The 12,170-nt window shown below is 68.3% G+C and carries 8 protein-coding genes; all 8 read right to left on the bottom strand.

Annotated features, from left to right (window positions below):
• Positions 1 to 18: 18 nt before the first annotated feature.
• Positions 19 to 4,245, bottom strand: coding sequence for a right-handed parallel beta-helix repeat-containing protein (locus ACFPJ1_RS21985; RefSeq protein ID WP_380106535.1), 4,227 nt, complete (start codon positions 4,243 to 4,245; stop codon positions 19 to 21).
• 26 nt (positions 4,246 to 4,271) lie between these two features.
• Positions 4,272 to 5,732: an RtcB family protein gene (locus ACFPJ1_RS21990; RefSeq protein ID WP_380106537.1), complete on the bottom strand. Its 1,461-nt coding sequence runs from the start codon at positions 5,730 to 5,732 to the stop codon at positions 4,272 to 4,274.
• Between the two features lie 43 nt (positions 5,733 to 5,775).
• On the bottom strand, positions 5,776 to 7,260 hold the full coding sequence (locus ACFPJ1_RS21995; RefSeq protein WP_380106539.1) for a polysaccharide biosynthesis protein: 1,485 nt from the start codon (positions 7,258 to 7,260) through the stop codon (positions 5,776 to 5,778).
• A complete protein-coding gene (locus ACFPJ1_RS22000; protein ID WP_380106540.1) occupies positions 7,257 to 8,474 on the bottom strand; it encodes a DegT/DnrJ/EryC1/StrS family aminotransferase in 1,218 nt (405 codons plus the stop codon). Before ACFPJ1_RS22000 ends, ACFPJ1_RS21995 begins: the two co-directional genes overlap by 4 nt.
• A 120-nt stretch (positions 8,475 to 8,594) precedes the next feature.
• Positions 8,595 to 9,278, bottom strand: coding sequence for a response regulator (locus tag ACFPJ1_RS22005; RefSeq protein WP_380106542.1), 684 nt, complete (start codon positions 9,276 to 9,278; stop codon positions 8,595 to 8,597).
• On the bottom strand, positions 9,278 to 9,922 hold the full coding sequence (locus ACFPJ1_RS22010; protein WP_380106543.1) for a LuxR family transcriptional regulator: 645 nt from the start codon (positions 9,920 to 9,922) through the stop codon (positions 9,278 to 9,280). Before ACFPJ1_RS22010 ends, ACFPJ1_RS22005 begins: the two co-directional genes overlap by 1 nt.
• Positions 9,919 to 10,491, bottom strand: a complete 573-nt coding sequence (locus tag ACFPJ1_RS22015) for a sensor histidine kinase (RefSeq protein WP_380106544.1) — start codon at positions 10,489 to 10,491, stop codon at positions 9,919 to 9,921. Before ACFPJ1_RS22015 ends, ACFPJ1_RS22010 begins: the two co-directional genes overlap by 4 nt.
• A 339-nt stretch (positions 10,492 to 10,830) precedes the next feature.
• A complete protein-coding gene (locus ACFPJ1_RS22020; protein ID WP_380106546.1) occupies positions 10,831 to 12,162 on the bottom strand; it encodes a right-handed parallel beta-helix repeat-containing protein in 1,332 nt (443 codons plus the stop codon).
• Positions 12,163 to 12,170: the final 8 nt, after the last annotated feature.

The following is a 12,170-nucleotide window of genomic DNA, read 5'->3' on the forward strand; positions in this document are numbered from 1 at the left end:
TTCGTCCGGTGGCGTGCATCACGGGAGCACCTTCACCGTCTTGGTCGCGGAGGCGGCCAGCCCGACCGTGTCTGTCACCGTCACGTTGACCGTGAACGTCCCGATCGAGGTGTAGGTGCAGAGGGCGGTCGGCGCGGTCTGGCTCGGCTTGGCCGGACCATTGCCGCAGTTGAACAGGTAGGTCGCGATCGGGGACTTGTCGACGCTGGTCGACCCCGAGGCGTCCGCCGTGATCGTCTGGGTCCGCTTGATGCTCGACTTCGACAGCATGAGTTTGGCCGTGGGCGGCACGTCGGCCAGGATCTTGACCTGGGCCGTCGCGGTGCTCGTCAGGCCGTCAGTGTCGCGAACTGTGACCCGGGCGGTGAAGGTCCCGGCATCCTGGTAGCTGCAGGTGAACGACGAGGCGGCCAGCGGACCTGTTGTCTGACCGTTCCCGCAGTCGAACGTGTAGCTGGCCAGCGGCCTGCCGTCGGCGTCCGAGGAGTTGCCCGCGTTGAGGACCACCTGCTGCGGCCGGTAGGCCTGGTTCGGCGTCGCGGTCAGCTTCGCTGTCGGCGCCCCGTTCGGCTTCACCACGATCGGCGCGCTGGTCCAGGTGTCGCTGAGACCGGACTCGTCCGTCACTGTGACCGTCGGCGTGAACGTGCCGGCCGCGGCGTACTGGCAGGTTCCGGAAGCGCTGGTCAGCACCGTTGCGTTGCCACAGACGATCCGGTACGCCGTGATCGGTGTGCCGAGAGCCACACTGGTCGACCCGTTCACCGTCACGTCCAGCGGTGCGAACCCGGTGGCAGGCGAGACGATCGCGCGGGCCACCGGTCCGGCGTACTCGAGGGCACCGAGGTCGGCGAACGGGATCGGTCCGACGCCGGTGTTCGCGACTGTCGGATGGTCGGTCGGAGCCGTGCCATCGCGGTTCGTCGCGGTCCAGCCGGTCACACCGGTGTCGGCGGCATCGATCGCGGGGGATTGGCTGGTCAGGTGCAGGTCACGGCCGGTCAGGTTCACGAAGTTCGGGTTGGCGGCCTGGCCGGCGGCCTCCTGCCCACTCGCGGTCCGGAAGGCCGCGATCGTGCTGTAGTCCTGCGATGCCCATTCGAACAGGGCGCCCCCGGCGGCGGTCTGGAAGACCAGGTCGCGATTCAGCGTGGCGCCCGGGATTGACGCCTCGTCCACTCGGATCTCGCCGATGGTCCGGGTACTGCCGACGGCGTTGTCCATCGCCACGTTGTCGCGGCTGGTGGAGTTGGTCGAGCCGCCCTCGAAGTTGATGCCGGCGGTGGCGTTGCGGACGACAGTGTTGGACAGCACTGTCGTGGTCGGCGCGAACGATGTGTCGATGCCGTGGTCGCCGTTGTCGTAGACAACGTTGCGACGGATCGTCGTATCGGTCGAGCCGCTGTAGGCCTCGACGCCGGAATCGTCGTTGCCGTACGACAGGTTGGCTTCGATCAGCGTCTGCTGCGAGGCGGCGCTGACGTCGATGCCGGTGGCGATCCGGGTCGCCAGCCGCTTGTTGAGGTAGGTGATCACCCCGGCCACCGTCACCCGTGTGCTGCCCTGGACGCTGACGCCGTGGTGCTGGTTCTCGTGCGTGACCGAAGCCCGCAGTTCGCTGTCGGTGGAGTTGAAGAACCGGACGCCGATCGAGAGGTTGAAGGCCGACTGGATGCCGGTCAGCGTCGCGTTGCTCGACGCATCCACCGTGACGCCGGGAGCCCCGGCCTGGGCGACGTCCAGATCGCCGAGGGTGATCCGCTGGGTCCGGTCCAGCGCGACGCCGTTGAAGTTGTGCTGGCGAATCGCGAAGCCGGAGACGGCGATGTCGCTGACCTGGCGCAGCAGGACGCCGAAGCTGCGAGCGCCCGCGGCGACCGCATGACCAGCCGCGGGGTTGGTGCCGCCCGTGTCGACGTACAGGCTCGTGGTCGCGGCGTCATAGAACCAGTTGTTGGTCGTGGTCGTCGTCGCGCTTGTTGCCTTGGGCAATGCCTGACCGTCGAGGAAGACCTGTGTCGGTGCGACGGCGAAGGTGTGCTTCCAGGCCGTCGTCGCGGTGGCGGTCCAGCCGGCCGCGTCGGAGACGTCGTTGGTGCCGACGATGACCGCGCTCGGCGAGGTCGCCTTCAGCGTGATCGGGTTGGCCGGCTCGCCGCTGCGGGTGATCGTGACCTGCTCGCGGTACTGGCCAGGTCCGACCAGCGCGGTGTCGCCGGCGAGGAGCTTCGTGGTGGCCGCGCCGATCGTGCAGAACGGTGCGGCAGCGGTGCCCGGGCCGGCGTCGGTGCAGGCGGGGTTGGTCTGCTCCACCGAGTAGGTCTGGACAGGTCTCGTGCTGACGACCTCCTGCGCGCTTGCGGAGTCGGTGAGCCCTGCTCCGTCCGTGACGGTCACGGCGACCGCGTAGCTGCCTGGCTCGGCGTAGGAGTGCGCGGCCGTCGGCGCTGCCTGCGGGCCGACCACGGTGCCGTCACCGAAGTCGAAGGTGTAGGTCGCGATGCCGAGCTGGTCGGCGTCGCTGGAGCCACTCGCGTCGGCGGTGACCGGGACCGAGGGTGGCGTGCTCACGGCGGCAGGGTCCACGACCAGCGCCGCGTGCGGAGCGTAGTTCGTCGCCCCCGCAACCGGCTGGAACTCCAGCGCGCCACGGTCGGCGTACGCCGGGCTGCCGGCACCGGTGTCCGCCACGATCGGGTCGTCGGCGAGCGGGTTGCCGGCGGGATCGGTCGGGTGGAAGCCGGTGGTGGCGGAGTTCGCCGAGTCGACCGCGGTCGATCCCGCGGTCAGCCGGAAGTCTCCCGACGCGGGGTCGACGAGGTCGGGGTCCACCGACGACCCGTGGCTCTCCTGGCCACTGGCCGCCGCGTAGGCGGACAACTTCTGGTAGACGGTGCCACCGACCTTCGTGGTCGCGGCCGTGGTGTGGTTGAACGCCGTGTCGTAGTCGGCGCCAAAACCGGGCAGCGAGCCGGCGTCGACGTACAGGTTGTACTCGTTCGCGGTGACGCCGTTGTCGACCGTCAGGTTGTTGGCCAGCGTGGCGCCGGTGGACACACCCTCGACGGAGATGCCGTCGCGACGGTTCGCGTACGAGGTGTTGTTGAGATAGCGCGCTCCGGTGGACGCCAACGTGTCGAATCCGTGGTCGCCGTTGGCGTAGGAGATGTTGCGAACGACGAGAGCGCGGTGGGACCCGTTGTAGATCTGTACTCCGGTGTCCTGGTTCTGGTACGTCACGTTGTTGCTGACCGTGTTGTCGGGGGAGTTCGTGTTCACGTCGATGCCGGCCGAGGTGGCCGTCGGGCTGGGCGAGGTGTTCGCGTAGGTGGCGTTGCCGTCGATCACGTTGTTCGACGACGTGGACAGACCGATCCCGTGCAGACCGTTGTGGTGGCTGCTCGATCCGGTGACGACGACCCCGCTGGAGCCGGCGATCCGGATGCCGGTGGACAGCGAGCCGTCCACAGCGGCCGCGCGGACAGCGATGCCGCCACCAGGAGACGTGTCGATCAGGATGCCGTTGCTGGCCGACTGGGACGCGGTGACGTGGTCGATCGTCGTCGCGGACGAGGAGAGCAGCCGGACGCCGGCGAAGTTCGGACGGATCACCTCGAGGTTGCTGATGACAAGGTTCTGCCGGCTGCTCGCGGTAATGCCGAACGACTGGGCGCCGGCCTCGATCTGGTGGCCGTCGCCGGGATTGGCGCCACCGGCGTCGACATACAGGACCTTGGCGGTCGCGTCGTAGAACCAGCTGTTCGGCGTGGTCGTGGTCGCCGAGGCCGCGGCGGAGAGGCGCTGGCCGTCCAGGAAGACCTGTCGTGGCGGCGATGGCGGCGCGTAGGGCGTACTCCACGCCGTCGTACTCGTGGCAGTCCACAGGGCCGCCGTGCCGAGGGCACGAGTACCGAGAATGACGACACCCGGGCCGTCGCCGGTCACGGTGATCGGATCAGTGGCGGTACCGGACGCGTTGACGGTGACCTGCTCCCGATAGGTCCCGGGCGCGACATGCACGATGTCACCCGGCGCGATCGCCTTCTTGGTGCCTTGTGTGACCGTGCAGAAAGGCACTGTCTGGGTGCCCGCGGTCGCCAGGGTGTCGCTGCAGTTGGCCGCCGTGTTGTCCACCCAGTAGCCGGTGCCGGCCGCGGCCGCCGAGCCGCTCGTGACCACCGCCAGGCTGGACATGGTGAGGATCATGACCGATCCGGCCGCCAGTTGCTTGAGCCGTCTGTTCATGATCTCTCCCGCGTCGGAACGAGTTGTCAGTGGAGGACTGCTACGGGCCGCATCCGCGCGACAGGCTTGACCAGGCCGTTGCGGACGAGGACGTCGAGGGCGGCGTCGACACCGCGATCGTCGAAGTGGAACGCGTCGCCCGGAGCGCCGTCGTCGTAGCGATAGCGGCGCGTTCTGCGGCCGAGCGGGTCGTTGCCGGAGATGCCCCGGGTGACGAGATCCTTGACGACGGTGCCGGCGCCGTGGCACGCGGAGTACAGGCTGGCCGACGCCTTGTCCCCGGCCACCGCGAGGTAGCTGGAGGTGCGGTGCGTGCCGGGGAGCAGCACGGCTTGCCCGGTTTCCGCGAAGGTTGTGCCGGGCGTCATCATGCCGGCGGGGAAGGCTCGGCAGGCGTTGTGCCGGTGGATCACGGCCGTCGAGTGACCGACGGGTTCCTCGTAGATGCTGTTGTGGGGCGAGTCGACGACGAGACGCCCGGTGGCACTGCCGAAGGACTCGGCCGCGATCTTCCGGAGCGCGGCGTACGTCGCAGTACGGAAGGCGAAGCCGTAGTTCATCGCGGCCGCGGTAGCCAGCATCAGGCGCTGACCTTCGTCGCCGGCCAGCTCGAGCGGAGTACAGCCGTCGGTGAAGTAGAGGCTCAGCCGGGCCTTGAGCTGCGCGAAGGACCTGGCCGACCGCAGGTGGAACCACGGCTTGAGCGCCGCGTTCACCGCCTTGATCTGTCGCGGGTAGTCCTTGCGACGGAAGAAGAGCCGGCCGATCTCGCCGGTGAAGACGCCGCCACCACCGTGGTACTGGATGGTCAGCTGACCCTCGGTCACGCCGAGCTTCGCCGCCCGCTCCGGGTCGAGGATCTCCTCGACCCGCTGGAGCTCGACGAAGTGGTTCGACGGACCGACGGTGCCGAACCGGTAGCGGGCCAGCTGGAAGGCGACGCCGGGCAGCTCGGACTGCAGCCGATCGATGCCGCCGTAGCGCTCGAGCTCGAGCCGCCCGCCCTCTTCGATCCGCTCCAGGTCGTCGGCGGGCGCGCCCCACCGGTCGACGCTGAACTCCGACCCGTCCTTGACCGCGCTGACCACCTCCGAGCGGGACAGCTCCCGGGTGCCCTGCGTGGGGTAGGGGTAACGCTCCCGGACGGCCCGGATGAAGGTGTCGATCGCCCGGTCGTCCGGAACCTCGGAGTCGACGGCGATCAACGCCATCCCGCAGTTCACCGACGAGCTGGTCAGGTCGGGGCGGATGGTGCCGGTGGTCGCGACGGCGACGCTGGACGGCAGCTCCATCTTGGACTTGTGGTGGAAGTCGGGTAGCACAACCGGTGGGGCGGCCAGGTCCGCGCCCTCGATCCGATGACTCAGCACCGATACCGTGGTGGGGTCAACCGGCAGGAGGCTGGTGTCGTCGAAGACCGTCGGGGTGTGGGGGACGGTGGCGTCGAGGACGCGGACGTTCAGGGGTGGCCTGGCCTCAGTGGTCATCTCTACTCGCAGTCGTCGCAGGTGGTCGCTGGTGGATCTATGCTCAGAAGTCGTCCGGGTACGGCGCTCCCGCGGTGACCGCGGACATCAGGCCTGGAGCCGGCGTGTACTCCGGGACGAGCCGGCGCAGGTGCCGGAACACCTCGTCGGGCCGGTTGTGCGCGGCGGCGTCGTACAGCTCGTGCAGGCCGGCCCGGAAGCCGGGGACGGCACGGGGCGGCCGCGTCATCGAGATCCGCGGATGATCCGTCGGCAACGCTTCCTCTTCGCAGCCGAACAGCTCCTCGGTGAGCTTCTCGCCCGGACGCAGACCCGTGTACCTGAACCTCACGTCGCGGATGTTGAGCAGGTTCGCGAAGTTGCGGACCAGGTCGACGATCCGGACCGGCACACCCATGTCGAGCACGTACGTCGATGAGCCGTCGGCCATCCGGGCCGCTTCGAGGACCAGCCCGACGGCCTCCTCGATGGTCATGAAGAAGCGGTTCACGTCCGGGTGGGTGACAGTCACCTCGGAGCCGCTGGCGAGCTGGTCGCGGACCACGTGCAGGAGCGAGCCACGGCTGCCGAGCACGTTGCCGAACCGGACCGCCGTCAGCACGGTGTCCGACCCGTGGTGTGCCTCCAGGACCAGCTCGGCCAGCCGTTTGGTTGCCCCTAGCACCGAGGCGGGGTTGGCCGCCTTGTCGGTGGAGATCAGCACGAACCGCTCGACGTCGTACGCGATCGCGGCCTCGACCAGGTTCTCGGTGCCGCGGACGTTCGACTTCACGCCTTCGCAGGGATGGCGTTCGAGGACGGGCAGGTGCTTCAGCGCCGCCGCGTGGAAGACGATCTGCGGACGGTGGTCGCGGAACAGTTGGTGGATCCGCTCGCCGTCGCGGATGTCGGCGACGACGGTGCTCTCGGTGTCGAGCAACGCCTCGCCCCACAGCTCGAGCTGAGTCCGGTGCAGATTGGACTCGTCGTGGTCGAGCATGATGAGTACGGCGGGCCCGAAGCCATAGACCTGGCGGCACAGCTCGCTGCCGATCGAGCCGCCGGCGCCGGTGATCAGGACCCGCTTGCCCGCCACCGCTTCGGCCGCGCCGCGGCTGACCACGTGCATCTCGGGCCGGCCGATCAGCGGGCCTACCTGAAGCGCGCGCATGTCCGTCCCCGCGATCTGGCGCTGCAGAGCCGAGAGGAAGGGCGGCAGGTGCAGCACTGTGACGCCCTGCGCGGCCGCTCGCAGCCCGAGCTGCTTCACCTGGTGAGATGGCATCGAAGGAATGGCGACCACGACGACGTCGATACGGTTGCGTTCCAGCACCTCCTCGAGATCCGCCAGCGTTCCCAGCACCCGGCGTCCCCCGAACCGCCGGCCCTGTTTCGCGTCGTCGTCGTCGAGGAAGCCCACCGGATCCAGTCCGAACGAGCTGACCCGGTGCAGGTCGCGGGCCAGGGCGAGGCCGGCCTCACCGGCCCCGACCACGATGGTCCGCAGCAGGTTCTTCTCGTCTTGCCGTAGCAGCACAGGCTGACTCATTCCGCTCCCTTTCTGGACAACCGCCGATGCGTGGCGTCTGTCAACGCCGCGCAGACGGCATGGATCTGGCCGTCGGCCAGCCGGGGATGGATCGGCAGCGACAGCAGTTGGTCGAACAACCTCTCCGCCCCGGTCATCCCGCCGGGTGGGATCGACGCGAGCTGGCCGAAGTACGTGAGCCGGTGGACCGGGATGAAGTGCACCGAGGTGCCGATGCCTCGCCCGGTGAGCTCGGCGATCACCTCGTCCCGCTCAATACCCGGTGCCAATCGGATCGGGTACAGATGCCAGGCGTGCGTGCCGGTCCCGGGTTCGGGACGGTGGGGGAGCCCGATGCCGGGCTGGGAAGCCAGCAGGTCGTCGTACCGTGCGGCGATCTGCGCCCGGCGGCGTTGCCAGGCCGGCAGGTGGGCGAGTTGCGCACGTCCCATCGCCGCCTGGATGTCGGTCATGTTCGCTTTCAGGCCCGCCTCGGCGACGTCGTAGCGCCAGCCGCCGCCGGGCAGGTAGCGGCGCCAGGCATCGGCGGTCATTCCGTGCAAACGGGCCCGACGCAACCATCCGGCCCGCCCAGGATCGTTGGTTGAGACCATGCCACCCTCACCGAGCGGCAGGTTCTTCGTTGCGTAGAAGGAGAAACAGGTCGCTGCGCACTCCGACCCGATCGGTGTCGACCCGGCATACGTACCGATCGCGTGGGCCGCATCGACGACGACCTGATCCAGCGTCAGTCCCGCCGCCTCGGCCAGAGCCGGCACGTCCGCGAGATCACCGGCCCAGTGCACGACCGTCATCGCCGCCGGCTGCCCGAAAGCCCGCACGGCCTCCCGCACCGTGGCGGGCGTCGGCATACCGGTGACCGCGTCCACATCGACTAGAACCGGGTGCAGTCCGGCGTGCACGATCGCCTGGACAGCGCCACAGAACGTCATCGTCGAGGTGAGGACCAGCGCTCCACGCGGCAGGCCGAACGATCGCAGCGCGAGCTCGATCCCGTGTGTGCACGAAGAGACGGCCACCGCGTGCTCCGCGCCGACGTACCTCGCGAACTCGGTTTCGAAGGCGGCCACCTCCTTGCCGGTGGTCACCCAGCCGGACCGCAGTACGCGCATCACCGCCGCCTGCGCCTCGGCCGAGATGTAACAGTCCGCGAACGGCACCGCGATGTCTTCGACCGGTACAGCACGTGGCATAGCGTTGATTCGGGTCGTCATCCCGTTGCCCCCTCAGAGCCCCTGTAATGACCCCGACGCTACGGGCTGTGAGCGTGCCTCGCGCCCGACGAGGAGGTGAGAACGCCTACGTCAATAGGACGATCCGGGCCCGCCGGCAGCTCAAAGATCGTCGATTTCGTCGATGCCTCTCACGCCGTGTGACCGGGCGAAGGCGACCAGCGCCAGGGCCGAGTGCTGGTCCGATCGGCGGAGCAGACTCTGCACGTGGGTGCGGACGGTGTTCATCGACACGAACAGATGCTGTGCCACCTCGGCCCTGGTCATCCCGGACACCAGGCAGCGCAGGACTTCGAGCTCGCGCGGGGTCAGCTCGGCGACGAAGCCGGCCGCCTCGTCGCGTCCGCGCAGCTCGGCCAGCAGGTGCGTCAGCACCGGTCGTAGTGTCGGGGGCGCGAGGTACATCTGACCGTCGAGAACTTGCCAGACGGCCGCCAGGAGCGTCTCCAGTTGGGTGGTCTTCGACAGCCAACCCCTCGCGCCGCACTCGAGTGCCTTCACGATCAGGCGCGGCTCGCTGCTTCCCGACAACACCAGCGCGGCCGGGGCGTCCTCCCGATGGGCAAGCTCGCCCAGCAGTTCGAAACCGGATTCGTCAGCCAGGACCAGGTCCAGGAGCACGAGATCGGGTGGATCCGTGGCCAGCAGTGCGCGCGCCGTCTCCAGCGTCGCGGCGTGGTTGACCCGGCTGATCCCGCCGTCTGTCAGCAGTGCGTCGGCCAGCACGTCCGCGAACACCCGATGATCGTCGACGAGCAGAATGACCGCTCCCGAGTCGCGGGCCATTATCCCTGTGTACCTTCGGTGCTCGACAGAGTCGCCACGTCGACCAGTCCCGCGGCTGCGGCGGCACGCGCGACCTTGCCCCGGCCATGGACGCCGAGCTTCCGCAGCACCTGCTGTACATGGGTGCGGATCGTGTGGCGGCTGACGCCGAGCTGATCAGCCATCAGCTGGGTCGAATGTCCTTGTACGACGAGCCGGAGTACCTCGAGCTCCCGGCTCGTCAACGCGTCGACCACACCCCGGTGCACTCGTCGCTCGGCCTGCTGCCAGCCCTCGGACACCCGTTCGCCGGCGGCAACCCGGTCGATCGTCGCCATCAGCACCGGGAAGGCACAGGACTTGTTGACGACGCCTTGAAGGAAACCTCGTTCGTGGGCTTCCCAGACACCTTCCTGGCACGAGTCGGTCAGCAGCACGACGGCCGGCCTGGGTTCGAGTTCAGCCAGGTGCTCTGCCACCTCCACAGCGGATGGGGAGCCGGTCGTGATGTCCAGGACGCAGACCTCGGGCCGGATGTCGGCCGCTTGGTCCAGGAGTACAGACGGTTCATCGGTAGTCAGCACTGTCTGGTGGCCGTGCTGGGTAAGAGCTGCGGCCAGGACGGAAACGAACAACCATTGCTCGTCGCAAACGGCGAGCCTCATGCCGGCCTCACCATCCGCCGGGGAGCAGGCAGGCAGAGCCGGACCGTGGTGCCGACCCCTGGGCCGCTGGAGATCTCCACCCGGCCCTGGCAGGCGCGGACAGCGGCGGCGACCACCTGGAGGCCACGACCCGTGCCCGCTGTGATCCCGCCGAAGCCGGCGCCGTCATCGACGACCTCGACCGTGGCGACCTCGGCGTCGACGTCGACTCTGGCTGTCACGATGCCATCGGGTCCGGCCGCACGGCAGGCGTTGTCGAGCATGTTGCCGACCGCGCGCCGCAGCAGTGCCTGTTCGCCGTGGACGAGTACCTGGCTCGATCGCGCGATGGTGATCCGGCCCCGATGGGTGAGGCGCACGACGTCGGCGCACTCGGACACAAGCCGGGTCAGATTGACCGCGCCGGCGTCCTGGCTGCGGTCGAACTCCGCGGCGAGCATCTCGGCGATCGCGGTGAACTGCTGGTGGATCAAGGTCAACCGCGTCAGCCCGGCTTCCTGCCCTGGCCTGGGCTCGGACAGCAGGAGACCTGCGGCGACATACTGTCGCAGGTCATGACACAGCCTCATCAGCTGATCCGGACCGGTGTCCGCGGACCCCTCTCCGACGAATGGCTCCGACGTACCGACAGCACTCACCTGGGACCCCCCTCAGAGTCGCCACCGAGCGAACCGCCCCCGCGGTTCCGTGCTGCCCAAGCCCGCCGACCTCGGCTACCGACGGTGATGCCGCCACTGCCGCCTCGATGAGCCCCCCAAGGACACACGTCTCGGTCTCAGGGCTCCAGTAGATGCGTTTCCCCGCCTGAAACAAGCGACTTTCGCCCAGCCGTCATGATGCGGTCATTTTTCCGTCATCTACCGTCCACGCCGCTACGGAGTAAGAATTTCACGGATCGTGACGATCGATCAGGGGAGGTACTCGTACCCGCCGAGGTCGTCATACGGGCGTGGCCCCTCGGCGAAGGTGTTCGGCGTCGCGGGATCGTCATAGCGCGAGTTGCCCTCGATGTCAGTCGCCTGTGCGCCACTGACGCCGGAGTCGCCACGGTCGATCGCGGCCGAGCCGGCCAGCAGCCGCAGATTCCAGCTGTCGGCCTCGACGAAGCCTGGATCGGCCTGAACTCCGTGCGCCTCCTGATGGGTCGCGGCCTGCATCGCGGCCAGCGAGGTGTAGGTCGACCCGAATGCGTACATCTTGCCGGCCGTGGTCAGCCAGACCAGGTTGTGGTCGACGACGGTGCTGGCCGGGGCGGAATCCCAGATGCCGATGTTGCCCGCCCGCCGATTGCAGGCGATCCCGTTGTAGGCCGGGTGAACAGCGTTGTCGGCGGCGATGTTGTTGATCACCTGGTAGCTGCCTGAGGTGCCCTCGACATTGATCCCGGTGGTGCAGTTGCGGTAGACGGTGTTGCCGATCATGCGTCCGCCGGTGACGTTGAGGTTGTCGATGCCGTGGTCGCCGTTGTTGTAGGTGACGTTGAGCGCCGCCAGGTTGTCATTGCCCCCGGTGTAGAACTGGATCCCGGAGTCCTCGTTGTCGTGGGTGACATTGCGAAGTACGGCATTGCCCGGACTGATCACGTTGATGCCGTTCGCGTTGCGCTGGAACCCGTCGGCGTTGAAGCTCGCGGTGTTGGCAGAGACCGTGATTCCGGTCGCCCCGGAGTTGAGCACGATGCCCGTGCCGTTGTTGTGGTGCACGTAGTTGCCGCTCACCGTCGACGACGTCGCGCCGCGGATGCTGATGCCGGGCGCCGTCTGGCTCTTGGCGGGGCGGCCGGCCCCGCTGACCGTGTTGCCGGTGACGGTCAGGTGGTCGCCCTTCGACACATAGATGCCATCGGCAACGGTTCCGGTGAAGGTCAGCCCGGCGATGGTGAGATAGCTGCGGCTGGTCAGGTTGGCGCCGTAGTAGGTGGAGCCGACGATCGTGGGATGCCGTCCGGGCCACTCGGTGATCGTGATCTGCGCGTCCGCGGTCCCCGAGACGGTGGGCTTGATCGTCTCGGCGTAGCTGCCGTCGCCGATGTAGAGGGTGAAGCCCGCGGCGAGCTGGCTGACGCCCTTGCCGATCGTGCAGTACGGCGTTGTCTCGGTGCCCGGGCCGGAGTCGGAGCAGGCCACCGTCCGGTCGACGTACAGCGTCGTTGTCGCGGCTTGGGCGAGGGAGGGGATCGCCAGCAGGCCGGCCGGCAGCAGCGCCGTGGCGCACAACCCCAGACTCCTGATCAGTCTCATGTACTCAC

Source organism: Kribbella qitaiheensis (genome assembly GCF_042657745.1).
Classification (GTDB): domain Bacteria; phylum Actinomycetota; class Actinomycetes; order Propionibacteriales; family Kribbellaceae; genus Kribbella; species Kribbella qitaiheensis.